Annotated in this window: 24 protein-coding genes; 11 read left to right on the top strand and 13 right to left on the bottom strand. The window is 60.0% G+C overall.

What is annotated here, in order from left to right:
* Positions 1-59: 59 nt before the first annotated feature.
* The 7 genes from AC3ISG_RS01925 to AC3ISG_RS01895 form a co-directional block, all read right to left on the bottom strand.
* A complete protein-coding gene (locus AC3ISG_RS01925) occupies positions 60-1217 on the bottom strand; it encodes a glutathionylspermidine synthase family protein (RefSeq protein WP_489298408.1) in 1158 nt (385 codons plus the stop codon).
* 14 nt (positions 1218-1231) lie between these two features.
* Positions 1232-1957 carry a DUF1190 domain-containing protein gene (locus AC3ISG_RS01920; protein ID WP_489298407.1) on the bottom strand — a complete coding sequence of 242 codons (726 nt, stop codon included), beginning with the start codon at positions 1955-1957 and terminating at the stop codon, positions 1232-1234.
* Between the two features lie 26 nt (positions 1958-1983).
* The gene (locus tag AC3ISG_RS01915) at positions 1984-2409 is read right to left on the bottom strand and encodes a DUF350 domain-containing protein (RefSeq protein ID WP_272632931.1); all 426 of its coding nucleotides are present in this window, start codon (positions 2407-2409) and stop codon (positions 1984-1986) included.
* 12 nt (positions 2410-2421) lie between these two features.
* Entirely contained in the window at positions 2422-3090 is a 669-nt protein-coding gene (locus AC3ISG_RS01910) for a DUF2491 family protein (protein WP_172609916.1), read from the bottom strand.
* Positions 3091-3139: 49 nt separating this feature from the next.
* Entirely contained in the window at positions 3140-3703 is a 564-nt protein-coding gene (locus tag AC3ISG_RS01905; RefSeq protein WP_489299440.1) for a rhomboid family intramembrane serine protease, read from the bottom strand.
* A gap of 71 nt (positions 3704-3774) precedes the next feature.
* Positions 3775-4482 (bottom strand): PspA/IM30 family protein, encoded by a 708-nt coding sequence (locus tag AC3ISG_RS01900; protein WP_122624511.1) that lies wholly within the window; start codon positions 4480-4482, stop codon positions 3775-3777.
* A gap of 15 nt (positions 4483-4497) precedes the next feature.
* Positions 4498-5118, bottom strand: coding sequence for a YjfI family protein (locus tag AC3ISG_RS01895; RefSeq protein WP_272632925.1), 621 nt, complete (start codon positions 5116-5118; stop codon positions 4498-4500).
* 168 nt (positions 5119-5286) lie between these two features.
* Between AC3ISG_RS01895 and AC3ISG_RS01890 the strand changes: the two genes are divergently transcribed.
* Positions 5287-6333 (top strand): FUSC family protein, encoded by a 1047-nt coding sequence (locus tag AC3ISG_RS01890; RefSeq protein ID WP_122536528.1) that lies wholly within the window; start codon positions 5287-5289, stop codon positions 6331-6333.
* A 36-nt stretch (positions 6334-6369) separates the two neighbouring features.
* Here AC3ISG_RS01890 and ppk2 read toward each other — a convergent pair whose 3' ends face one another.
* Entirely contained in the window at positions 6370-7281 is a 912-nt protein-coding gene (ppk2, locus tag AC3ISG_RS01885) for a polyphosphate kinase 2 (RefSeq protein ID WP_074886916.1), read from the bottom strand.
* Between the two features lie 248 nt (positions 7282-7529).
* On the opposite strand from ppk2, the gene AC3ISG_RS01880 reads away from it, so the two are divergent.
* From AC3ISG_RS01880 to AC3ISG_RS01835, 10 genes are all read left to right on the top strand, one after another.
* On the top strand, positions 7530-7991 hold the full coding sequence (locus AC3ISG_RS01880; RefSeq protein ID WP_122624509.1) for an Lrp/AsnC family transcriptional regulator: 462 nt from the start codon (positions 7530-7532) through the stop codon (positions 7989-7991).
* 143 nt (positions 7992-8134) lie between these two features.
* Positions 8135-9829 (top strand): flavin monoamine oxidase family protein, encoded by a 1695-nt coding sequence (locus AC3ISG_RS01875; protein ID WP_489298406.1) that lies wholly within the window; start codon positions 8135-8137, stop codon positions 9827-9829.
* 11 nt (positions 9830-9840) lie between these two features.
* Positions 9841-10641, top strand: coding sequence for a carbon-nitrogen hydrolase family protein (locus AC3ISG_RS01870; RefSeq protein ID WP_485620412.1), 801 nt, complete (start codon positions 9841-9843; stop codon positions 10639-10641).
* Positions 10642-10735: 94 nt separating this feature from the next.
* Positions 10736-13099, top strand: coding sequence for a pyrroloquinoline quinone biosynthesis protein PqqF (pqqF, locus tag AC3ISG_RS01865; RefSeq protein WP_489298405.1), 2364 nt, complete (start codon positions 10736-10738; stop codon positions 13097-13099).
* A 188-nt stretch (positions 13100-13287) separates the two neighbouring features.
* Positions 13288-13359, top strand: coding sequence for a pyrroloquinoline quinone precursor peptide PqqA (pqqA, locus tag AC3ISG_RS01860; RefSeq protein WP_008365141.1), 72 nt, complete (start codon positions 13288-13290; stop codon positions 13357-13359).
* A 92-nt stretch (positions 13360-13451) separates the two neighbouring features.
* Positions 13452-14363, top strand: coding sequence for a pyrroloquinoline quinone biosynthesis protein PqqB (pqqB, locus tag AC3ISG_RS01855; protein WP_489298404.1), 912 nt, complete (start codon positions 13452-13454; stop codon positions 14361-14363).
* A gap of 140 nt (positions 14364-14503) precedes the next feature.
* Complete coding sequence (gene pqqC / locus AC3ISG_RS01850) at positions 14504-15259, top strand: pyrroloquinoline-quinone synthase PqqC (protein WP_065991310.1); 756 nt, start codon at positions 14504-14506, stop codon at positions 15257-15259.
* On the top strand, positions 15256-15531 hold the full coding sequence (gene pqqD / locus AC3ISG_RS01845) for a pyrroloquinoline quinone biosynthesis peptide chaperone PqqD (RefSeq protein ID WP_065991309.1): 276 nt from the start codon (positions 15256-15258) through the stop codon (positions 15529-15531). Before pqqC ends, pqqD begins: the two co-directional genes overlap by 4 nt.
* Entirely contained in the window at positions 15503-16690 is a 1188-nt protein-coding gene (pqqE, locus tag AC3ISG_RS01840) for a pyrroloquinoline quinone biosynthesis protein PqqE (RefSeq protein WP_163023107.1), read from the top strand. Before pqqD ends, pqqE begins: the two co-directional genes overlap by 29 nt.
* Entirely contained in the window at positions 16656-18482 is a 1827-nt protein-coding gene (locus AC3ISG_RS01835; RefSeq protein WP_489298403.1) for a S9 family peptidase, read from the top strand. The genes pqqE and AC3ISG_RS01835 overlap by 35 nt, the downstream gene beginning before the upstream one ends.
* Before the next feature lie 208 nt (positions 18483-18690).
* Here the strand turns inward: AC3ISG_RS01835 and AC3ISG_RS01830 are convergent, their stop codons facing one another.
* The 5 genes from AC3ISG_RS01830 to AC3ISG_RS01810 form a co-directional block, all read right to left on the bottom strand.
* Positions 18691-19557: a DMT family transporter gene (locus AC3ISG_RS01830; RefSeq protein WP_489298402.1), complete on the bottom strand. Its 867-nt coding sequence runs from the start codon at positions 19555-19557 to the stop codon at positions 18691-18693.
* 85 nt (positions 19558-19642) lie between these two features.
* Positions 19643-19804, bottom strand: a complete 162-nt coding sequence (locus AC3ISG_RS01825) for a YqaE/Pmp3 family membrane protein (RefSeq protein WP_037019089.1) — start codon at positions 19802-19804, stop codon at positions 19643-19645.
* Positions 19805-20181: 377 nt separating this feature from the next.
* Complete coding sequence (locus AC3ISG_RS01820; RefSeq protein WP_122624502.1) at positions 20182-21960, bottom strand: acyl-CoA dehydrogenase C-terminal domain-containing protein; 1779 nt, start codon at positions 21958-21960, stop codon at positions 20182-20184.
* A 222-nt stretch (positions 21961-22182) separates the two neighbouring features.
* Positions 22183-23478: a GGDEF domain-containing protein gene (locus AC3ISG_RS01815; protein ID WP_489298401.1), complete on the bottom strand. Its 1296-nt coding sequence runs from the start codon at positions 23476-23478 to the stop codon at positions 22183-22185.
* Between the two features lie 175 nt (positions 23479-23653).
* Entirely contained in the window at positions 23654-25459 is a 1806-nt protein-coding gene (locus AC3ISG_RS01810; protein ID WP_122536515.1) for a phenylacyl-CoA dehydrogenase, read from the bottom strand.
* Between the last annotated feature and the right edge of the window lie 341 nt (positions 25460-25800).

Here is a 25800-nt window from a genome sequence, read left to right as displayed (position 1 = left end):
GCGCATTGCGCGGCTTTTTTCGTTCTTGCGCGGCACGCTCCGCCGGGCTCATCACAACCTCAATCGATCACCACATGCGGCAAAAACCGGCTGCTGTCTTTGGTGATCAAACTGTCGTCTTCACGAATCCCGATCCCCGAAGCCATATCCCCCACCACCCACGATCCGATCAGCGTGTAGCTGTCGCCAAAACGAGGCAATGGCGCGAATTCCTGAAGGATGTAGGGCGCATCGTTGTAGGGGCCGTCTTCGAAAATGACTTGATCAGTCGGGGTGCGGATTTCGATGTTGGCGCCTTCGCGGGAAAAGTACGGTTTGCGCACCCAACCCTTTGGTACTGCGGATTGTGGGTGTTTATCGACAAAGGACGGCAGCAGATTGGGATGCCCTTCGTTGAACTCCCATAGCAACGGCAGGATGCCTTTGTTCGAAATAATCGCCTTCCAGGCCGGTTCGATGAACTGCGTATCACATTGCGGGATGGCCTGGCCGTGGGGCTCATGGAAAACATGCTCCCAGGCGTGAAGCTTGAAGATGCGCTCGATCCAGCGGCCTTCGAGGTCGACGAATCGGCCGTTGGCATTCAGGCCGATGTCTTCGATGTCGATGTGACGGGTTTCGATGCCGGCGTGTTCCGCCATTTTGCGCAGGAATTCAGTCGTGCCCCTGTCTTCTATCGAGCCTGACATGCACGAGAAGTAGAAAGGCCCGCCCTCCCTGATTGCCGCGAAAGCCCGGACCAGGTCTTCCGCCATCGAGTTGAACTGTGAAGCGTGGGCCGGCAATACGCCGCGCTGGATCTGCTCTTCAAGCCAGATGAGCTGAAACGCGCCCGCCTCATAGGCTGACGTAGGCGTGTCCATGTTGGCTTCCAGCAGCTTGGCCGGGTTCACGCCGTCATAGCTGAAGTCAAACCGGCCATACAGATGCGGATGGCCTTCCTTCCATGAGGTGCGAACCAGCTCGAAAAACGTCTCCGGAATGGCCAGCCGGGTCAGCAGCTCTTCGCTCTCGACGACCTTTTCCACGACGTCCAGGCACATGGCATGAAGTTCCTGGGTCGGCGCTTCGATGTCACGTGTGATCTGCGCTTCGGTGAACTGGTAATAGGCCCGCTCATCCCAGTAGCGCTCACCGTCGATGGTGTGAAAATTGAACCCTTCACGCTCGGCCGTCTGGCGCCAGTCAGGACGCTCCTGAATGCTGATCCTTTTCATGGGTAACGTCCCTGTTAGCCGCCGAAGCTTGAGCCGCTGCTTTTGCCACCCCACCCGCTGCGAGCGGTGGCCTGGCTGCCGAAGCCACCACGGGACACGGAAGACGAGACCGATGAATTGCGGCCCAGGGTGCTTTTGCTGTAAGTCCCGGTCGAGCTGGTTCGCGCTTGGGTAGAGTTACCGAAGGTTTTGCCCTGCTCGATCTGGCGCGACAATGTGGACGTTTGATAACCACCACGGGAGTCTCGCGCCTGATAAATAGGCTGGGAGTAGTAACGACCGCCACCGCCGGTAAAGCCGTTGACCACGTTGCTGACGAGCATGCCCATCAGGAATCCGTTTACTCCGGAACCGAAGCCACCCCCTCCGCCACCGGACTGGTCGGCCTGGGCTTTCGCTGCGTCGACCTGTGACTTGGGAAGCTCACCGGAAACTTCCAGCTGGAAGCCGCCGAGCTTGGGCGTGAATTTGCCATCGGCATTCTGCTGGCAGTAATCAGGGACGAAATCTGCTTCACAGGCTGTTTTGTCGTCGTAGGTCGGGGCAACGCGGCGGTGCTCCGCCAGCGCGCTCATGTAGGCGTCCGAGCAGACATCGACCGGGACTTTCTGATCCACACAGGCTTGTACCGACGGGTAGGTCTGCTGCGCGGAAACTTCCACAGTGTCGGATTTGCTGCACGCGCTGATTGCCAGCGGCAGGGTGCTGGCCAAGACCAGTTTGAGGGAACTACGTCTCATCGATAACTCCTTTCGATAACAGGCGATCAGGTCGACGGCGTCATGCAAGCCGAGTTGAGAAAACCGACACTGATCGAGACGCTGGCGGCATAGATCGCCGCAGCAAGCTCGCCTCGGGTAATGCGTGCGGAAAGATCCTTGAGGACCATGCTGGTCGCGGTAAACGCCAGCAACTGTACGACAGCCGCAATGACTGCCCAAATCACCACATCCAGTACGCTGATGCTGTAGGTGATGACGTTGCTGGCAGGCAGGGCGAAACCGATGAGTGCACCGCCCAGGGCGACGGCCGCAGCTACATTGCCCTCACGAATCTGGGCGAACTCCTTGTGCGGCGTCAGACGCGTGTAGGCCATCTGAAACAATGCGAACAACCCGCCGGCCACAATGATGTAGACCAAAAAACTCAGCAACGACTGGAAGCTGACGGACATACGAAGCGCTTCAAGCATTTTTACTTCCTTTTAAATGACGGTGAAATCAGTGGACTGCAGGGTCACGCCGACCGACGTGGTGAAGGAAACAACGCCCTCCTCGTCCTCTTCAACGGACAGCAATAGAAACTCGCGTCGGTCCACCAGGCCCGTGTCCCGCGCGTACAACATGCTCAGGTGTTTGATGCGGTAGGCGCCGTCAGGGCTGACGACCTGCTCGTCCATGGGCGTGAGCTCGGTCTGGCCTTCTTCCGTGCCCCACTGACGCCCGTACTCCCAGCCGTCATGTTCGAACACCGGCAGACCGACGCTGGACTCAGGCCCCACCAGGCGCTTGAGCTCCGCCTCGCTGTTGATCGTGACGACGCTGCTGTAGCCGAACAGGATGATGTCCTGGACGTCTTCAGCGGCAGGCCCGTTCATCATGACTTGCAGCCAGTAATCTTCGTCCTCGAAGTAGAAGCGCACCAGACGAACCGATTGCCCCAGATCGACCTGCCCCACTGACCAGACCACTTCTTCGTCAGGAACCACCAGCTCCGAATGGCCGTCGAGCATCAGCTTGAGCGAGTCATCGAGGTCGAGCATACGACCGGTAGCCAGCCCGAGCGGATTAGCCAGGGCCGCATTGGCGGAGGGGTTGGAGCCGGCCGGTGGAATGGGCGACTCCAGGCCTAACGCGCGTTTGATCCAGCTCATGTGTCATCTCCTTGAATTCGCGCCGAGGCGATGTAAAAAGTTGTGCCACTCACTGCGCCGGACCTCGCTCGACAAGCCGCCGTGAGTGCATTAACCAGGCCGTCACAATACCGGCAAGCGCGCCACACAGGTGTGACTCAATCGATACACCCGGGACCGGAATGAAGCCAAAAATCAATCCGCTGTAGCCCAGCAGGGTCACCAGTGCAATCGCGAAACTTGCCAGACTGCGCTGATACCACGCCCGGGCCAGCAGATACGCCCACAAGCCGAAGATCAGACCGCTGGCGCCCACATGGATGACCGGACGACCGACCACCCAGACCATCAGCCCACCGAGCACAACGATGAGCAGCACCACGCGCACGTATCGCTGAAGCCCCTCGGTTGCGACCAGCCAGCTCAGCACCACAAAAGGCAGAAGATTGCTCAGCAGGTGACAGACCGATCCATGCAAAAACGGGGAGAACACGATGCCCTGCAGGCCGGATAAGGTCCTGGGTACAAGGCCGTGAGACAGCAGGCTGTTGGCGGTCAGCGAGTTAACCATCTGCACAACGATCATCACAGCGGCAAGGCACAGTATCGTCCGTAGTCCGTTTCCGATATTCATCTGCACACCGGTGAGCCGAAAAAAGAAGCCGAAAAAAAGGCAGACGGAAACCCGGCTGCCTTCTTACGGTGTTACTGGCCCGAGTTACCGCTCTGGCTTTGTGCTTTCAAGCGGGCGAGAACGTCAGCTGCGCCGCCGGTTTTCGAGCCAATCCCGGCATCCTGAAGACGACGCTCCAGATCGCCGCCGTTGGCAGCCTCGGTCAGCTCATCGGCCGCTTCAAGCCTGGCGTCCTGTTCATCCTGACGCTGCTTGATACGAGCCAGCGAACCCACTGCGGTTTCGAGTCGGCCATTGGCGCCGCCCGTTGCAGCAGCCGCGTTGATCTGCGCCTTTTGCACGCTGTCACGGGCTTTGGCCATATCGGTCTGCTGACGCAGGCCTTTGATCTGGCTTTCGGCCTTGATGACCTGTGCGGTCAATTTCGCCACGTGGACGCCGAACTGATCGGCCGCGAGTTTTTCTTGATCGCGCAGAGCCGTCAGCTCGGCCACTTTCTCGGCGCACTCGAGGGCGAGGGCTTCTTCGCCTTTATTCATCGCGGCGAGCGCTTTCTGCTCCCAGTTGGCGATGTTCTTGTCGTGCTCTTCGACGCGCTGCAGCGAGAGCTTGTGCTTGGCTTTGATCTGGATCAGCTGGTTGCGCGCCGCGAGCATGGAGGCATCGGCGTCACGGATTTCCTGATCGAGGATTCGCAGTGCCTGAGCATCGACGATGGCTTCACCCACCTCGGAAGCCCCACCACGCAGCGCTGTGACCATTTTTTTCCAAAGGCTCATTGATGTGTCTCCCGGTTACTGTGGATCAACTTTAAGAAAATCTTCATAGGCGTCGGCCGCATGAATCACGTTTTCTGCCAGGGTGAGCACCTCGTGGACGACGACCGTCAGCGAAGAGGCAGCGCTCAGTGCGCCAAACATGTTGTAGAAGGTTTCGCCGTTTGGCAGGGTCTCGATGCCGATCGACGACAGCGGGAAGAGCTCCCGGCTTCGCAGCACGGCGTCGTTGAAAGCGGCTGGGTCTTTGACCTCAGAGGCGTACACCAGTACGGAATCAACCAGGATCTGATCGCCCGCGATGGCAATGATGATGGGCAAGCCACCGAACTGGTTCATCACCAGGCTCAGACTCGGCTCGGCACCTTGAATGAGGGTCAGCTTGATGTCGTTATTCTTGACCACGTCCAGCTCGGCGAACGCCGAGTGAAGGGTGTCGATCGTCCAATTGGTATTCTCAGTCATGAATCCCTCCAGTTTGATCCGGTTACCCAAGTAGGGCTGGCGTAGTACCTTTTCGATATCTCTCAATACCTCCGCGTTTTCCGGAAGTACGTACAGCTCTCGTTTCACGTACCCGGCGGCTGTCAGCCGAGCGCGCATTTCGCGCATGTAGTCGGTTGAAGTTTTCCGAGCCATTGAAGTCTTTCCTGAACATCACATGTGATAGCAACGCACCCTACGCGCAAGCATTGATATATGCAACATCTCACATGTGATGATTTTGTGAATGAAACCACGACGGTGGTGACGCGCCGCATTTACCGGGCTTCGGATATATTCATCTTCCCCATGGTCTGTAACCCCATGAACTCAGCCTCCCTCCCCTCCTGGCTTCGCCGCGTACTGCGTCCACTGCTGGACCCATACCGCCGCTATCGCCATGCCCGCTACATTCACGCCGGCCGAATCGTAGTCGGACTGCTGGTGTCGATACTGCTGACGACCGGTTTTCATCTGCCCCATGGGGAATGGGCGTCGGTGACGATGCTGATCGTGATTGGCGGGTTGCAGCACCACGGCAATATCGGCAAGAAGTCGGTGGAGCGCGCTTACGGGACTTTGATAGGCGCGGCACTGGGCCTGGCAGTCGTGGCGCAGGAAAGCTACTTGGGCATGCCATTGCTGACGTACGTGGTCATGTCACTGATCTGCGGTTTCTTTGCGTATCACGCCATTGGCAAGGGCGGTTACACGGCGCTGCTGTCGGCCATCACCCTGTTTATCGTGGCGGGCCACGGTGATAACCCGATCACGGACGGGTTGTGGCGGACGGTGGACATCCTGATCGGCATCGCCCTCGCCCTGGCGTTTTCCTTCGCGCTGCCGTTGTATGCCGTGTATTCGTGGCGCTACAACCTGGCCAGTGGCCTGCGGGACTGTGCGCTGGCTTACGACCGCATCGCCAGCGGGCAGTCGATCACCGCAGACGAGCACGTGAAGTTGACCGCGCGAATGGGCGCGACGCTGTTGCAGCTGCGCTCGCTGATGCCGTCGGTGTCCAAGGAAGTAAAGATATCGATCGTTGAACTGGACGCCATTCAGCGCCACTACCGCATGTGCCTGAGCATCCTCGAGATTCTTTCGAACCTGCGTCCGGCAGACACTGGCAGTACAGGGGTGACGGCGGAGCAACGGCGAATCCGTCGCATGCTGATCGGTATGGCGCGCGCGCTGCAGACCGGTGCAACTGAACGTTTGCAGCGGCCAACCGAGAGCTTGACCGTCGGGCCTGACGTTCCGACCGCCTCGACCGAGGTGCTGGGTTATCAGTTGATGACCCGCCAGTTCACGCAGAATCTCGAAAGCCTGCAGCAGCGTCTGGCGAAAACAGCGCCGGCGTGGAAGATCTGAACCACGCCAGCGCTCTGACCAAAAACCGGCGGAGGATCAATAAACCGGCGGAACGACCATCTCACGCGGCACCGGGGCACGCAGATAATTGGCGTTGTACTCGCGTTCCGGCAGCACCACTTGCGGTGTCTCGGTATCGCCGCGCGGGATCTGCTCCAGCAGGTGATGAATGCAGTTCAGGCGCGCCCGCTTCTTGTCGTCGGCCTCGACGATCCACCACGGCGCGACATCGGTGTGGGAACGGGTGAGCATTTCTTCTTTCGCATTGGTGTAGTCCTCCCAGCGACGGCGGGACTCAAGGTCCATCGGCGACAGCTTCCACTGTTTCAGCGGGTCATGGATGCGCATCAGAAAGCGCCGGTATTGCTCGTCGTCGGTGATGGAGAACCAGTACTTGATCAGGATGATGCCCGAGCGCACCAGCATTTTTTCGAACTCGGGGACGGTGCGGAAAAACTCTTCGTACTCCTCGTCATTGCAGAAGCCCATGACCCGCTCGACCCCGGCCCGGTTGTACCAGCTGCGGTCGAACAGCACCATTTCGCCGGCGGCGGGCAGGTGCGCGACATAGCGCTGGAAGTACCACTGCGTGCGCTCGCGTTCACTCGGCGCGGTCAGTGCAGCCACGCGGCACACCCGCGGATTGAGTCGTTGGGTGATGCGCTTGATCGCACCGCCCTTGCCTGCCGCATCCCGGCCTTCGAACAGCACGACAACCTTGAGCTTCTGGCTGACCACCCAGTCCTGCAGTTTAACCAGCTCGCCTTGCAGGCGTAGCAGCTCGCGGAAGTACAGGCGGCGATCAATCCCCTTGGGCACCTCCTCGCCCAGATCGGCCAGCAAGCCATCCAGGCGCGCGTCGTCGTACTCCATTTCCAGTTCTTCGTCGAAGCTGTCGAGGATATCGGCCTGGATGTAGCGGGCGGTTTCAGAGAAATCCAGAGTCATGACGAGGCTCCCGGCGTGGATTCAAAGGGATGGGAAGAGAATTTAGGCACGCCGGGGGTGACAGAAGAATGACAAAAGCCTTACAGCGCAGAAAAGTCCTACATGACCGACGCAGGTTTTCTGGCGCCCATCTCTGCCGTACGAGCAACGCAAAATGCCTGGGCTTTAGCGTCGCCTTGGCATTCGAATATCACCCAAACCCCCACGGAATCTCCTAACATGCCCCGCTTGCCGAAGGAGATACACCCTTGTCTGACACCCGCCCCCCAGCAATCGATGACATCGACCGCAAACTGATCGCCGCGCTGCAAATCAATGCCCGGGAACCGGTCGCCAATCTGGCTCGGCAATTGGGCATTGCGCGCACCACCGTGACCTCGCGACTGGCGCGCCTGGAGAAAGCCAAGGTCATCACCGGCTATGGCGTGCGTCTGGGTCAGCGGTTGGTGGATGGCGGGCTGCAGGCCTATGTCGGGATCACCGTGCAACCTCGCTCCGGCAAGGAAGTGCTGCGGCGGCTGAGCGCGCTGGCGCAGGTGCAACAGTTGTGTGCCGTGAGCGGCGAATTCGATTACGTGGCGTGGCTGCGCACGGATTCGCCGGAGCAGCTGGATCAGATGCTTGATTTGATCGGCAGCGTCGATGGCGTCGAGAAGACCACTACGTCGATCATCCTGAGCAGCAAAATCGACCGCGGGCAGCCGTCCTGAACTGACCGCTTCTGACAATATGACGAAGCGCTTCGTCACTTTGCCGGCATTCTCGACACATCGACAACACTCTGCGTCTTAATAACGTCCCAACTGTTATCTAGACTTGTCCACTTTCGCGCCGCAGTCGAACAAGGTCAGTCATGAAAAACAATCGCCACCCCGCCAACGGAAAAAAACCGATCACGATTTTCGGCCCGGACTTCCCGTTCGCCTTCGATGACTGGATCGAACACCCGGCGGGCCTCGGCAGCATTCCGACGGAAAACCTCGGTAAAGAAGTGGCGATCGTCGGCGCAGGTATCGCGGGGCTGGTGGCGGCTTATGAGCTCATGAAGCTGGGGCTCAAACCCGTCGTTTACGAAGCCTCGAAAATGGGCGGCCGTTTGCGCTCGCAACAGTTCGAAGGCGCTGAAGGCATCATCGCCGAACTGGGCGGCATGCGCTTCCCGGTCTCCTCCACCGCCTTTTATCACTACGTCGACAAGCTCGGCCTTGAATCCAAGCCCTTCCCCAACCCGCTGACGGCTGCCTCCGGCAGCACAGTAATTGACCTGGAAGGCAGCACCCACTACGCACAAAAACTGTCGGACTTGCCTGCGCTGTTTCAGGAGGTCGCCGACGCCTGGGCCGACGCGCTGGAGGCCGGCTCGCAGTTTGCCGACATTCAGCAAGCGATCCGGGACCGCGATGTACCTCGGCTCAAAGCGTTGTGGAACAAGCTGGTGCCGCTGTGGGACGACCGCACATTCTATGACTTCGTCGCCACGTCGGAAGCCTTCGCCAAACTGTCGTTCTATCACCGCGAAGTGTTTGGTCAGGTCGGCTTCGGCACCGGTGGCTGGGACTCGGACTTCCCGAACTCGATGTTGGAGATCTTCCGCGTGGTGATGACCAACTGCGACGATCACCAGCACCTGATCGTCGGCGGCGTCGGGCAAGTGCCTATCGGCATCTGGCGCCACACCCCCGAGCGTTGCGTGCATTGGCCCGAGGGCACCAGCCTGTCGACGCTGCACCGAGGCGCCCCGCGCACGGGCGTCAAAGGCATCAGCCGCGCCGCCAACGGCCAGTTCGCGGTCACAGACAATCTGGGTGACGTTCGCCATTACGATGCGGTTTTGGCGACGTGCCAGACGTGGTTGCTGACCACCCAGATCGAGTGCGAAGAGTCGCTGTTTTCCCAGAAGATGTGGATGGCACTGGACCGCACGCGTTACATGCAGGCGTCGAAAACCTTCGTCATGGTCGACCGGCCTTTCTGGAAGGACAAAGACCCGGAGACCGGCCGCGACTTGATGAGCATGACCCTGACCGACCGCCTGACCCGTGGCACCTATCTATTCGACAATGGCACCTATTCCAACGGCGTCGAGAAGCCGGGGGTGATTTGCCTGTCGTACTCGTGGATGAGCGACGCGCTGAAAATGCTCCCTCACCCCGTGGAAAAGCGCGTCAGCCTGGCGCTGGGCGCGCTGAAAAAGATCTACCCGAAGGTCGATATCGCCGCACGCGTCATCGGAGACCCGATCACCGTGTCGTGGGAATCCGACCCACACTTCCTCGGTGCTTTCAAAGGCGCGCTGCCGGGCCACTACCGCTACAACCAGCGGATGTACGCGCATTTCATGCAGAAGGACATGCCTGACGAGCAACGGGGCATTTTCATCGCCGGTGACGACGTGTCCTGGACGCCGGCCTGGGTTGAGGGCGCTGTGCAGACGTCGCTGAACGCGGTGTGGGGCATCATGACCCACTTTGGCGGCAAGACTCACGCCGAGAACCCGGGCCCGGGTGACGTGTTCCACGAGATCGGCCCGATCGTTTTGCCGGAATAAGGAAGCCTCCAATGCGCGTCGCCCTCTACCAATGCCCGCCGTTGCCCCTCGATGTCAGCGCCAATCTTCGGCGCCTGGAAGCTCAGGCGGTCGAGGCATCGGCGCAGGGGGCGAAGCTGCTGGTCCTTCCGGAGATGTTTCTCAGCGGGTACAACATTGGTGCCCAGGCCGCGCGGGAGTTGGCGCAAGCGAGCGACGGCCCGGCTGCGTTGAGGATTGCCGAGATCGCTCAAGCAACGGGTATCGCGATTCTGTACGGCTACCCGGAGTTGAGTGGCGACGGTCAGGTATACAACGCGGTGCAGTTGATCGACGCGCAAGGTGTTCGGCTCTGCAATTACCGTAAGACCCATCTGTACGGCGAGCTGGACAACGCGATGTTTAGCGCAGGCGATGAGCACTTTCCGGTGGTGGCTTTTGGGGACTGGAAGCTCGGATTTCTGATCTGCTACGACGTCGAGTTTCCCGAGAACACGCGCCGTCTGGCCTTGGCCGGCGCAGACCTGATTCTGGTACCGACCGCAAACATGGCGCCCTACGACTTCGTCGCGGAAGTCACCGTGCGGGCCCGTGCCTTCGAAAACCAGTGCTACCTGGTCTACGCCAATTATTGCGGCAGTGAGGGCGATATCCATTACTGCGGCTTGAGCAGTGTCTGCGCGCCGGACGGTCGACAAATCGGTCTTGCCGGTCAGGATGAGACCTTGGTGATGGCAGATCTGGACCGTGACGCGATGAGTGAATCCCAAACGATCAATACCTATTTCAAGGATCGCCGGCCAGGGTTTTATTCGGGACTGGGGAAGCCGTAAGGTCATCATTCGACGTCGCCACTGCGCACGTCCCACACCTGCACGCCCTTTATCCGCTAGCATGGCCGCTCAGTCATCCAACATCACAAGCGCCATGCCCAACCCCATCAGCCAACGATCCCTGACCCTGTCCAACGGCTTGAATGTGGTGCTGGTTTCGGCCCCACGTTTGAAGCGTTGCGCTGCGGCGTTGCGGGTCGCGGCAGGCAGTCATGATGTTTCGCCCCGCTGGCCGGGGCTTGCGCATTTCCTTGAGCATCTGTTCTTTCTCGGCACCGAGCGCTTTGCGGCTGACGAAAAGCTGATGGCGTTCGTGCAGCGCCACGGCGGGCAAGTGAACGCCAGCACACGCGAGCGCACCACCGACTTTTTCTTCGAACTGCCGCGCGCCGTGTTCGCCGACGGTCTTGAGCGGCTGTGCGAAATGCTCGCCCATCCGCGCATGACGATTCCCGATCAGCTGCAAGAACGGGAGGTGCTGCACGCGGAATTCATCGCCTGGTCGCGGGACCATGCCTCTCGTGATCTGCTAAAACGCCTGCAGCCTCTGTCGGCCTTGCATCCGTTGCGTTGGTTTCATGCAGGGAATCGCTTCAGTCTTCCGGTTCCGCGTCAGGTGTTTCAGGATGCGCTGCAGGCGTTCTATCGACGGTTTTATCAGGCCGGGCAGATGACGCTGAGCCTCGCGGGGCCTCAATCGTTTGATGAACTGGATAAGTTGGCGACCCAGTTTGGCGAGTATTTCGCGCAGGGCAGCCGGGTTGAGCAACAGCGACCGCCTGCGCTGCTCACTGATGAACCGAAGCCGATCGGTAAGGCTGATCAGCGTCGGATGCATCTGACGTTTGCGTGCGAAGGCTTACCGGCAGGGCAGGAACAGGCCGCGGCGTTTCTCTGCACCTGGATGAATGACGCGCAAGGGGGCGGGCTGGTGGCGGAGCTGCGTGACCGAGGCTTGATTGAGTCGCTGAAGGCCGAGGTCATGTATGAGTTTGGCGGCCAGGCAGTCATCGACATTGAGGTCGCATTGGCCGCGAAGGCAGCCGACGCGTCATCGCACGTACCAGCACTGGTTTTCAGCTGGCTCGCCTTCTTCAAATCCCATTACCGTCAGTCGATCGAAGAATACGCACGGCTGGAACAGCGGCGTCTGGCCGTCAGCGGTGCGCTGTCGCTGGCGCGGTATTACAGCGCTGAACCTGATGCGGCGTGTCTGTCGACAGAGGCGGTTGATGCGCTGCTCAGCCAGCTCACACCCGCAGCGCTGTTACGGACGCGAGCCGAGCCCTTGGCGTGTGGCACATCCAGCGTTGGGTGGCGGTTGCCTGAGCCCAATCCATTTCTGAAACCCGCAACGGCATCCACTACGCCGACCTTGCCCTTGGCCAAGCTGACATTCAGCAGTGCGTTGCCAGCAAACGGCGAGGCCGCGCTGTACCTACGATGGACGCTCGTTACTGCGCAGCCCAAGCTTGCGCGAATGTTGGAAGAAAGCCTGAGATCACTGGCGGCCCAAGCCAGTCAAGCGGGAGTCACGCTGGCATTCAGTGCCTACGGCAGGTTCTGGCAGCTGAAAGTCTCAGGCCTGGCGGAACCGTTGCCCGCCGTACTGGAAGAGGCGCTGAGTCTGCTCGTCCAGCCGGATGCGCAAACCCTGGCGCGCTACGGTGCGCCAACTGATGAACCGGCCGCAATCCCGATCCGTCAGCTGTTGAAGACGCTGCCTGATCATTATTTGAACAATTCAGTCACCCCACACGCCCACGACCTGCAGCGCGTGTGGGCTGAGGCCAGTTGGACAGGGTTTGTCACGGGCTTTACACCCTCAGCGGGCAATGTGTTGAGCCACGCTGCCCGGCTCATCCACGGTCTGCCTGATGGTTCGGCACTCGCAACACCTCGAGAGACAGGAAACCGGTGGGTAATCGAACCGTCCGAGTCTTCCGAAACTGCGGTGCTGATGTTCTATCCAGCGCCATCCGATTCTCTCCATGACGAAGCCACATGGCGACTCTTCGCACAGCTGATGCAGGCCCCGTTCTACCAGCGCCTGCGTGTCGAGCTGCAACTGGGCTACGCCGTCTTCAGCGGTTTCCGACAGATCGCCGGGCATGGAGGTCTCCTGTTTGGCGTGCAATCCCCTAGCGCGAGCGCGGAACAGCTGGTCGCGCACATCGAGACCTTCATCGAGGGTCTGCCGGCATTGATCAACGCCGCAGACCTACCCGCGCAGGTAAAAATCCTGCAGGATCAACTCGAAACGGCTGACATGGAGCACCTGCAAGCAGCCGAACTCCTCTGGCAAGCGCACCTGGCAGGCCACAGCACTGATTACTGCACCCGCCTGCAACATTCCCTTGCACATCTTCGGCAGGACGCTTTGCTCGAAGCCGCCCATCGGCTGGCACAGCCGGACGGCGCCCGCCTGTGCCTGTCAAACCGTGCCAGTGCGCTCTAGCCCGCGCAGGTCATGGTCCGCAAACAGCCGATCATTGCCCGTTGTGCAAGGATCTTTATCGGATATTTCATCATTGGGCCGCCGATAATTTTAGTAACATAGCCCCCTAAGCATTTGAACGTCTCCGCTCGCCGGAGCACTAACGAATGTAGTCACCCACCGCTGCACTAACCCAGAAGGAGTCAATTATGTGGACTAAACCTGCTTACACTGATCTGCGTATCGGCTTTGAAGTCACCATGTACTTCGCAAGCCGTTGATTGTTGCGCGGTGAGAAGCCTCGGTTCGCCGGGGCTTTTTTATTAACGCGATTCTGATTTCAGGGCCGATCGGCCGTCGCTACGGGGTTCACATGCACATCCAGATTCTCGGTTCCGCCGCCGGCGGTGGTTTCCCTCAGTGGAACTGCAACTGCGCCAATTGCGCAGGCTTTCGCGACGGCAGCTTGCGGGCGCACGCGCGCACCCAGTCGTCCATCGCGCTGTCGGACGACGGTGTGAACTGGATCTTGTGCAATGCCTCTCCCGACATCCGCGCCCAGCTGCAGGGTTTCGCCCCGATGCAGCCCAATCGTGGCCTGCGCGATACCGGGATCAGCGCGATCATTCTGATGGACAGCCAGATCGACCACACCACCGGGCTGCTGAGCCTGCGTGAAGGCTGCCCGCATCAGGTCTGGTGCACGGACATGGTCCACGAGGACCTGAGCACGGGTTTCCCGCTGTTCAACATGCTCAAACACTGGAATGGCGGCCTGACCTGGAATCGCATCGAGCTGGAAGGCAGCTTTGTCATTCCAGCCTGTCCGAACCTGCGCTTTACCCCATTTCCACTGCGCAGCGCGGCACCGCCCTACTCGCCTCACCGATTCGACCCCCACCCGGGCGACAACATCGGCTTGATGGTCGAGGACCTGAGTACCGGCGGCAAACTGTTCTACGCGCCGGGCCTGGGCAAAGTCGACGATGCCCTCATGGAGAAAATGAGCGGCGCCGACTGCCTGCTGGTCGACGGCACGATGTGGGATGACGACGAAATGCAGCGCCGTGGCGTCGGCACCCGCACGGGTACGGAGATGGGTCATCTGGCGCAAAACGGCCCCGGCGGCATGCTTGACGTGCTGGAAAAACTGCCGCAACAGCGCAAGGTGCTTATCCACATCAACAATACTAATCCGATCCTCGACGAAGACTCGCCCGAGCGCGCTGAACTGGCGCGCCGGAACGTCGAAGTGGCATTCGATGGGATGAGCATTGAGCTTTAAGAACGCTAATTACCGACTGTGGGGCCAGGTTTGCTCATGAAGGTGTCAGGTCAGCCAGCCGATGCGGCCCAGGTAGATCGCCTTCGTGGGCAAGCCCACTCCCACGGGATCTGCGGAAATTCTTGACGAGAACTGCCGACATGAACGATGCAACGCCGCTGTCTCCCGCTGAATTCGAACAGGCCCTACGTGCAAAGGGCGCGTATTACCACATCTATCACCCCTTTCATGTGGCGATGTACGAAGGGCGCGCGACCCGCGAGCAGATTCAGGGCTGGGTCGCCAATCGGTTCTACTATCAGGTGAATATCCCGCTGAAAGACGCCGCGATCTTGGCCAACTGCCCGGACCGGGAAATCCGCCGCGAATGGATTCAGCGTTTGCTCGACCATGACGGCGCACCTGGCGAAGACGGCGGTATCGAAGCCTGGCTGCGTCTGGGTCAGGCCGTGGGTCTGGATCCTGACCAGCTGCGCTCGCAGGAACTGGTCCTGCCCGGCGTACGATTTGCCGTCGATGCCTACGTCAACTTCGCCCGTCGCGCCAACTGGCAGGAAGCGGCGAGCAGTTCGCTGACCGAGTTGTTCGCGCCGCAGATCCATCAGTCGCGTCTGGACAGCTGGCCGCAGCACTATCCGTGGATCGACCCGACCGGCTACGAATACTTCCGCACCCGCCTGGGCCAGGCCCGCCGCGACGTCGAGCATGGTCTGGCGATCACGCTGCAGCACTACACCACGCGGGAAGGCCAAGAGCGCATGCTGGAAATTCTGCAGTTCAAACTCGACATTTTGTGGAGCATGCTCGATGCGATGAGTATGGCCTACGAGCTGAACCGCCCGCCCTATCACAGCGTGACCGACCAACGCGTCTGGCACAAAGGAATCGCCCTATGAGCTTCAATCGCGAGCAGGTGCCCAGCTGGCGCCGCGGTTATCGTTTCCAGTTCGAGCCCGCGCAAAACGGTCACGTGCTGCTCTACCCTGAAGGCATGATCAAGCTCAATGACAGCGCGAGCGCGATTGGCGGCCTGATCGATGGTCAGCGCAGCGTTGGCGCGATCATTGCGCTGCTTGACGAAAAATTCCCCGGCGTTCCCGAGCTCGGCACTGACGTCGAGCAATTCATGGAGGTCGCCCGTGCAGAGCTCTGGATCGAATTTGCCTGACTCAGTGAACACTCAGTCTGATGTCTACATTCCGCCCACGCCCCCGGTCGGGCTGCCGCTATGGCTGCTCGCCGAGCTGACCTATCGCTGCCCGCTGCAATGCCCGTATTGCTCAAACCCGCTGGACTTTGCCAAGCAGGGGCAGGAGTTGACCACCGAGCAGTGGTTCAAGGTCATGGCCGAAGCCCGGCAAATGGGCGCGGCGCAGATCGGCTTCTCGGGTGGCGAGCCACTGGTGCGCCAGGACTTGGCGGAGCTGATCGCCGAAGCGCGGCGGCTGGGCTTCTACACCAACCTGATCACTTCCGGCATCGGCCTGACCGAGCAGAAGATCATCGACTTCAAGGAAGCCGGGCTGGACCACATCCAGATCAGTTTCCAGGCCAGCGACGAGCAAGTGAACAACATGCTCGCCGGCTCGAAAAAAGCCTTCGCGCAGAAGCTGGAAATGGCCCGCGCTGTGAAAAAGCATGGCTACCCGATGGTCCTCAACTTCGTGACCCATCGGCACAACATCGACAAGATCGACAAGATCATCGAGCTGTGTGTGGCGCTGGAAGCGGACTTCGTGGAGCTGGCGACCTGTCAGTTCTACGGCTGGGCACACCTGAATCGTGTGGGCTTGCTGCCGACCAAAGACCAACTCGTGCGCGCCGAACGCATTACTAACGAATACCGGGTCAAGCTCGCCGCTGAAAATCACCCGGTGAAGTTGATCTTCGTCACCCCGGATTATTACGAAGAGCGTCCGAAAGCCTGCATGAATGGCTGGGGCAATCTGTTCCTCACCGTGACGCCGGATGGTACTGCGCTGCCGTGCCATGGCGCGCGGCAGATGCCGATCCAGTTTCCCAACGTGCGCGATCACACCATGCAGCACATCTGGTACGAGTCGTTCGGTTTCAATCGCTTTCGCGGTTACGAGTGGATGCCAGAGCCTTGCCGCTCCTGCGACGAGAAGGAAAAAGACTTCGGTGGCTGCCGCTGTCAGGCGTTCATGCTCACCGGCGATGCAAGCAATACGGACCCGGTGTGCAGCAAGTCGCCGCAGCATCACTTGATCACCCAAGCCCGTGATGAAGCCGAGTATGCTAGCCAGACCATCGAGCAACTGGCCTTCCGCAATGAACGAAACTCACGCCTCATCGCCAAGTCCTGACCTTCTTTCTGCCGCCCAGGCTGTGGCGGCAGGCACCGATTTCGCCGAACTCAGCGTCAGCCCTGCGGGGCTTTTCTGGAGTGAATTCCGCCCGCAGGATGCCGCGACGCGCATCTGGCGCTGGCACCACGGCGCGACTGCTTGCCTGACGCCCGAGGGTTTCAGCGTGCGCAGCCGGGTGTATGAATATGGCGGCGGTTCGTTCTGCCTGACTGACGGTGCCGTGGTGTTCGTCAACGAAGCGGACCAGCAGATTTACCTCCAGCCCTTCGACTCCCAAACACCTCAACCCCTGACCCAGGGCGACAAGCTCTTCGGAGATGTCCGCTACGCGCGTGGGCAGATTCTGGCGGTTGAGGAGGATAAGGACACTCACCGGCTGGTCGCCTTCGACGTCGCCGACAGCCGCCGCCACGTACTGGCCGAAGGCGCCGATTTTTACGCATCGCCCACCGTCAGTCCGGATGGCAATCGCCTGGTATGGATAGAGTGGTGGCGGCCCCATCAGCCGTGGACGTCTACGCGACTGATGAGTGTCGAACGCCAGGCCGATCTCGCGTGGGGCCGACCGCACTGCCTCGCGGGCGGGCTGGGGCTGGAATCGCTGCAGCAACCCCGCTTTGATGAGGCTGGCCGCCTGTATTGCCTGACCGACCGCGCCGGATTCTGGCAGCCGTGGGTTGAGACGCTGGATGGTTTTGAAGCGCTGCCTGCCGCCGCTGCCGATCACGCTTCGGCGCCGTGGCAACTGGGCGCGTCGACCTGGGCGCCGCTGAGTGATGGCGCTTACCTCGCCGCCTGGTTCGAGGACGGCATAGGTCTGCTCGGCTTGCGTTCGGCGCAGGGTTCAGTTGAAGATTTCAGCGGAGATTACAGCCGTTTCAGAAGCCTTGCGGTGGACGCGGACTACCTCTATTGCATCGCAGCGTCGCCCGTCAGCCCTTCTGCGGTGATTGCCATCAGCCGTGCTGACAAGCGCGTTCAGGTGCTGGCCGGCGGCGTGCCTCCTCTCCCCGTCGAGCGTATCAGCCAGCCGCAAACCCTGCGTTATCCGAGCGGCTCCAGCGAAGCCCACGGGTATTTCTATCGGGCCATGAATGGCGACGACAAGCCGCCGCTGGTGGTGTTTATCCACGGCGGCCCGACCTCCGCCTGCTATCCCTCACTGGACCCGCGCATTCAGTTCTGGACCCAACGGGGCTTTGCCGTCGCTGACCTTAACTATCGCGGCAGCACCGGTTACGGCCGAGCGTATCGTCAGGCGCTGTTTCTGGAATGGGGCGTTGTCGACGTCGAAGACGCCTGCGCAGTGGTGGAATACCTGGGCAATCAGGGTTTGATCGATCCGGAAAACGCATTCATCCGCGGCGGCAGCGCAGGCGGCTATACGACGCTGTGCGCATTGGCCTTCAAGGATGAGTTCCGCGCGGGCGCGAGCCTGTATGGGGTGAGTGACCCGCTGGCGCTAGCGGAAGCCACGCACAAGTTCGAAGCGGATTATCTGGACTGGCTGATCGGCGACCCCGACGTCGACATGGCGCGCTATCGGGAGCGCACGCCGCTGCTGCATGCCGATCAGATCAAGGTCCCTGTGATTTTCTTCCAGGGTGAACTCGACGCCGTGGTCGTCCCCGCCCAAACCCGAGACATGCTCAATGCATTACTGGAAAACGGCATCCCGGCCGAAGGGCACTTCTACCCCGACGAACGCCACGGCTTCCGCAAAGCGGCCAATCTCGCCCACGCACTGGAAACCGAGTGGGCGTTTTACCGGAAGGTAATTGATGGTTGATGTGTCAGACGTTTTGCGCGTCAGCCACTGAAGCACCTGGCCAACACGATCATGTGGGAGTGAGCTTGCTCACGAAGAAGGCATTTCAACCGCTGGAATTTTAGCGGTTGTACCGGCCCCTTCGCGAGCAAGCTCGCTCCCACAGGTTGTGCGTAAACTGTCAAACCCGCGACATCGCCATGTGTAACCGCGCGAACCCGTGATTGGCTCATCCATAAACGTGCAGCGCCACGGCGCCGATCAATACCAGCCCTACCCCGCAGACCTGAATGGTGCTGAGCCGCTCTTTGAAGAACAGGAAGCCAAGCACGGCGGCGATCCCCCCTGAAAGGGTGCTGATGACGGTGACCACGGAAACCGATCCCACCATCACGCCATACGAGAACGCGGAGAATCCACCCAGGTTCAGCAGGCTCGCTGCCACAAGGGTTACCCCGGCGCGCACAGGCGGCAGCTTCAGGGCGTCTTTCATTCGCAAAATCATCGGCGACAAAACGGTGAGGCCGACCAAGTATCCCAGCCAGAGCATCGTGACGGGCCCCAATGCAGGCAGTGTGAAGCGACCCTGCATCCAGAAGCTCGATCCGTACAGCAAGGCAGCGCCCAATGCGTAAGCAATCGCTTTCCGGTTATGCTTTTTCGCCGTGGAATCATCGCCTGCCGTGATGCTCGACAGAACGACTCCCAGCACACACAGCGCGATCAACAGCAGCTGTGTCATTGATATCTGCTCGCCGCTCGCCCAGGACAACAGCGTGGTGAAGACGCCGTACGACGTCACCAGAGGAGCCACAATTGAAGCTTTGCCGAGCGCGAACGCTTTGGATAGGGCCAGCGCGCCGCTGACCGTGAAAACCGAGGCCAGCACACCTAGAAGCCACGTGTGCCAAGGCGCAGAGAATGATTTGGAGATAAAAGCCGGGTAGCACAACAACAGAATGCACATGATCAGGAAGCCAAGTGCCTGACCGAAATAAACCGCTCGCTTGACCCCTACCGCGCGGGCATTGAGCCCTACCAGAAAGTCTGTGCCGCCCCAGAAAAGAGCGGCGAGTAATCCCAGAACAACGTCCATCCCTGACCTTCCTGATCATAAAGTCCGACGTCGGACTTTATGTCAGCTGACCTGAGACGGGAAGCGCGGTGTTCAGCGGATCGGGTTACTTGCGACTGACAATAATGTAGATCGCATGGATGATCCCCGGGATGTAGCCCAGCAGGGTCAGCAGGATGTTCAGCCAGAAAGCGCCGGCGAAGCCGACTTGCAGGAACACGCCCAGGGGTGGCAGCAGGATGGCGATGATGATGCGAATGATGTCCATGGGTGGAGCTCCTGATTAAGTGGCCCAATAGAAGAGGGCCGCACAGCTAATCGACCTTTAGCCACTACAGGGGTTCCGCAGCGCACGTCCTCAAGCCATTACCTTCCCGCAGGCGCCCCAAGCGAGGCGGCCGATGTCATCGCACTTTTCAAAACGCAGAAAAAAGAAAACCCCGCCTAAGCGAGGTTTTCCAGACTGTTTCCCATGACTTCCATTTCTTCCCGCCGTCCTGGCAGGCAATCCCTTACGTGTCCCTGTTATCTGTTTGCGCATCCTGCGCGACGTCCATGTGTGTAGATTAAACTTGGATCCACTAAAGCGATAGAGCCGATTGCCATCACGTCATGTAAGCAAATGCTTACATGGTTTCCGCAGTGTCAGAACTGTGACGCCTCCAACAGATACAGCGACTCGCTGCCTGCCGTGACCGACGCCGAAAGTGACTGAATTCGCGGCAGCAGCCGAGCAAAATAAAACCGTGCAGTGCCCAGCTTGCCGGCGTAGAAATCTTCCTGAGCCTCTTTGCCCGATGCGGCTTTTGCCATCATCGCCCACATGTAGGCGTAGGCCGTGTATCCGAACGCATGCAGATACTCAACAGACGCGGCACCGATTTCATTCGGGTTGCTGCGCGCCCGGTCCAACACCCAGTCGGTCAATTCGTCCAGTGTGGTCAGTGCTGCGGCCAACGGCTTGGTGAACTCGGCCTGCGAACTGTCAGATGACGCGATGAATTGACGGACCTCGTCGGAAAACAGCTTGTAATACGCTCCGCCGCTGGCAACGATCTTCCGCCCCATCAGGTCCAGTGCCTGAATGCCGTTGGTGCCTTCGTAGATCTGGGTAATGCGCACATCACGCACCAGTTGCTCCTGACCCCACTCGCGAATGTAGCCGTGACCGCCGAACACCTGCTGACCGTGCACAGTGGTGTCCAGGCCCATGTCGGTGAGGAAGGCTTTGGCGACCGGGGTCAGCAGCGCGACCAACGCATCGGCGCGCTGACGCACATCGGCGTCTTCGCTGTACTTGGCGGTGTCCAGTTGCATGGCTACGTACGTGGAGAACGCGCGACCGCCTTCGTTCAGCGCCTTCATCGTCAACAGCATGCGGCGCACATCGGGGTGAACGATGATCGGGTCGGCCATGGTTTCTTTGGACTGCGCGCCTGTCGGGGCCCGGCTTTGCAGACGGTCGCGGGCGTACTCGATCGCGTTCTGATAAGAACGCTCGCCGGACGCCAGGCCTTGAATGCCCACACCCAGTCGCTCGTAGTTCATCATGGTGAACATCGCCGCGAGGCCTTTATTCGGCTCGCCGATCAGATAGCCCTCGGCCTGATCGAAGTTCATCACACAGGTGGCCGACGCCTGAATGCCCATCTTGTGCTCGATGGACCCGCAGAACACCGTGTTGCGCTCACCCAGGCTGCCGTCGTCGTTGACCATGATTTTCGGCACGAGGAACAGCGAAATGCCCTTAGGCCCTGCCGGTGCGTCCGGGAGCTTGGCCAAGACCAGATGGATGATGTTCTCGGTGAGGTCGTGCTCGCCGCCGGTGATGAAGATTTTAGTCCCGCTGATCTTGTAGGACCCGTCGGTCTGCGGCTCCGCTTTCGTGCGGATGATCCCGAGGTCGGTGCCGGCGTGAGCTTCGGTCAGACACATTGAACCGGCCCATACCCCGGCGTACATGTTCGGCAGGTACTTGGTTTTCAATGCTTCGCTGGCGTGGGTGGCGATCGAGACGCACGCGCCGGACGTCAACATCGGGTACAGCCCGAACGCGAGGCTCGCGGAGTTGACCATCTCTTCGACTTGAGCAGAGACCGCCTTGGGCATGCCCATGCCGCCGAACTCCGGATTGCCGCCGACGCCGACCCAGCCCCCTTCAGCATACGTTTTGTACGCCTGAACGAACCCCGCCGGAGTGGTGACGACGGTGTCTTTCCAGTGGCAGCCTTCCTCATCGGCCGCGCGGCTCAGCGGTGCGACGGATCTGCCAGTGACTTTGCCCGCCTCTTCGAGAATCGCCTCGACGGTCTCGGCGTCCACGGTTTCAGACAGTTCGGGAAGCGTGGCCCAAAGTCGGGAGACTTCGAACACTTCATTGAGGACGAAGCGCATATCGCGCAAGGGCGCTTTGTAGTCAGCCATGGCAAACCTCGTTTCAGCGGCAAAGAACTCGGGGGAGGAGCGGCACAGCATGGAGATTGCGGCGCCGATGTGTCAGTGGAACGAGTGTACCTGAACACCATTTGCGACACATAGGGTCAACGCGTGACTATTAATTGCTTTTCGGTCACTACCGAATGACAGTCAGGCCCATGCCCGCTTGCGACCGCGAGTGGGTTTGACTAGTGATTAAAAAAGGTTGATTTAGCCAGCGGCCGCCATGCGAACAGCACCGCGCTTGCTCGTTTGTGCATGACTGATGACGCAGTTACGGCCGGCGCCTTTGGCGGCATACAGTGCCTGATCGGCGGATTTGAGGACTTCTTCCGGATTGCGATGCTCGGGAAGACGCTCGGCCACACCAATGCTGACCGTCACCGATACCGCTGAAGCCTGGGAGCCTGCCCGACGCTGGCGCCCTTGCAGGTCGTCATTCGGCCGATTGTCCTGATTACGCAGCTGAATCTGATAGCTGGCGATGGTTTCCCGGATGACTTCGAGATGCGGCATGCACTCTTCCAGGGTTTTGCCGGCAAACACGATGGCGAATTCTTCACCGCCATAGCGATAGGCGCGCCCGCCACCGTTGGTGATCTTCGACAATTTGCTCGCCACCAGACGCAGCACCTGGTCTCCGACGTCGTGGCCGTGGGTGTCGTTGAATTTCTTGAAATGATCGACATCGCTCATCGCCAGCACATAATTGCGGCCCAGTCGCTGCATCCGCTCATTGAGCGCGCGTCGGCCGGGCAGCCCGGTCAGCTCGTCGCGGAACGCCATTTGGTAGGCCTCGTGCGCGACTGCCGCCGCAATCATCAGCATCACCTGGCTGCACATGATGTTCAGGGTGAACGGCAAGATGAAGGTTTTCGGCAACGCCCAGAACATGCCGAGCAACCCCACCAGTTGTGCGGCATGCAGCGGGCGCGGCTTATAGAGGTATTGCGTGATCAACACGGCGAACGCGATGAAAAACGTCACGTAAGACAACTGGATCAGGCTCATCCAGTCTCCGTGCAGTGCCGGCCAGCGGATGTCGGCGAGCCAGGCCAGCAGCCCGGCGGGGAAGCTCTGTTCGAGTCCCAGCGCGACGCTGCCTACGGCGACCAGTACCGCCAGTCGAGCGACAAGGTCTTGAAACAGATGGGTCCGCTCTTCCCACGCGGCAAACAGGCCAAACATGACCGGAAGCAATAGGCAGCACAGATGAAACACCACGGCAGCGTCCTCTCGGACTTTTCCGTTATCGCGGTAGTAATCGGTCTGCGTGTCGAGCAGGAAATAGGCGATGTACACCGTGATCATCAGGAACAGTTCACGCTGCCGCTTGTAAACGCCGCAATACGCACCACCCAGCAACAGCACCAGAGTGGGCAGCACGTTGAAGAGTGAGGTGAAGAAGACGTTGAGGTCTTTCACGTACGCGGCCGCCAGTCCGGCAATCAGCAAGGCCAGAGAGGGTAAAAAATGACTGAGCCGTGCGGCAGAGGGGCGCAGCAAAAGGACTATCTCCTCACCGAAGATGCGAGCGCTGATTAAATGGCATTGTGCCTGTATCGGCCGCGTCATGCATAGGATGAGGAAGAATGTGCATGGCTATGGGCAATGATCGGCAGGCACAAAAAAGCCGCTTGTCCCTGAGGACAAGCGGCTTGAGGGAAACGCTTCCGGTGACTTAGTAAGCCAGGCCGAAGTGTTCTTCGTTCATGTCCATCAGGTTGCTGGCGCCCGACAGCATAGTTGCCACGTGGGTACGGGTGCGCGGCAGGATGCGCTGGAAGTAGAAGCGCGCCGTCTGCAGCTTGGCGGTGTAGAAGGCTTCTTCGCTGGTGCCGGCCGCCAGTTTCTCGGCTGCCACACGAGCCATGTCAGCCCAGAAGTACGCCAGGCAGGCGTAACCGGAATACATCAGGTAATCCACCGAAGCGGCACCAACTTCTTCACGGTCTTTCATGGCGGCCATGCCGACCTTCATGGTCAGTTCGCCCCATTCTTTGTTCAACGCAGCGAGCGGTGTCACGAATTCGCTGATCGCTTCATTGCCTTCCTGCGACTGACAGAACTTGTGGACGATCTTGGTGAAGCCCTTAAGCGCCTCGCCCTGAGTCATCAGCACTTTACGACCCAGCAGGTCGAGCGCCTGAATACCGGTGGTGCCTTCGTACAGCATGGCAATACGCGCGTCGCGAACGTTCTGCTCCATGCCCCACTCGGCAATAAAGCCGTGGCCGCCGTAGACCTGGACGCCGTGGTTGGCGGCTTCGAAACCGACTTCGGTCATGAACGCCTTGGCGATCGGGGTCATGAACGCCAGCAGGCCATCGGCTTGCTTCTTGGCTTCGGCGTCGTCGCTGTACTTGGCGATGTCGACCTGCTTGGCGGTGAAGTACACCATCGCACGAGTCCCCTCGGCGAAGGCCTTCATGGTCAGCAGCATGCGACGTACGTCGGGGTGAACAATGATCGGGTCAGCGGCTTTTTCCGGCGCTTTCGGGCCAGTCAGCGAACGCATCTGCAGACGCTCACGGGCGTATTTCAGGCCGCCCTGGAAACCGATCTCGGCGTGGGCCAGACCTTGCAGCGCCGTGCCCAGACGCGCGGTGTTCATGAAGGTGAACATGCAGTTCAGGCCTTTGTTCGGCGGGCCGATCAGGTAACCGGTGGCGCCGTCGAAGTTCATCACGCACGTGGCGTTGCCGTGAATGCCCATCTTGTGTTCCAGCGAACCGCAATTCACAGCGTTGCGCTCGCCGACGCTGCCGTCAGCGGCCGGCACGAATTTCGGCACGATGAACAGGGAAATGCCTTTGGTGCCGGCAGGCGCGTCGGGCAGGCGGGCCAGCACGATGTGGACGATGTTATCGGCCATGTCGTGTTCGCCAGCGGAAATGAAGATCTTGGTGCCGGACACTTTGTACGAACCGTCAGCCTGAGGCTCGGCCTTGGTGCGCAGCATGCCCAGATCGGTACCGCAGTGAGGTTCGGTCAGGCACATGGTGCCGGTCCACTCGCCCGAGACCAGCTTGGTCAGGTAGGCGTCCTGCTGCTCAGGGGTGCCGTGCTCGGAGATGGTGTTCATCGCGCCATGGGACAGGCCCGGGTACATGCCCCATGACCAGTTGGCTTCGCCAACCATTTCACTGACGGCCAGACCCAGCGACTCGGGCAGACCCTGACCGCCGTGAGCGACATCGTGGGCCAGGCTCGGCCAGCCGCCTTCAACGAACTGCTTGTAGGCTTCCTTGAAACCGGTCGGCGTTTTTACGCCGGACTCGCTCCAGGTGCAGCCTTCGATGTCACCCACACGGTTCAGCGGGGCCAGGACCTGCTCACAAAACTTGGCGCCTTCCTCGAGAATGGCGTCAACCATGTCAGGCGTGGCGTCCTGGCATGCTGGCAGACTCTGATAGTGCGCTTCGTAGCCGAGCAGCTCGTCACGGACGAAGCGAATATCACGCAAGGGGGCCTTGTAGTCAGGCATAGCGATAAACCTCTGCTGGTGAATCCTGGAATTGGATGACCGTGTGGTCACTGTGGGGCATTGCCCCGGCGCCGACGCTTGGGTTCACGCGGCGATCAAACAGGTGTTTGAAACATACGTTTACGCCTATACCTTGTCAAGCGACGCCCAGCGCCTTTCATCACCTGATGCGGGCAACTCGCAGGCGTGCGTAGACGACGCCACGCGGTTAAGACCGGAGCGTTGAGTCTAGAAAACGTCGGGGTAAAAAAAGCTGAAGCGCCCGCAGGATGGGCACGTGAATGGGGCGTTATTCAGGAGAGTGTCATGCAGCGACGTGAGCCGCAGCGCACGATAGGAGG

The sequence above is a fragment of the Pseudomonas sp. GL_135 genome (assembly GCF_057834665.1).
Note: the sequence above shows the minus strand (reverse complement) of the source record. Positions and strands in the feature narration are given on the sequence as shown.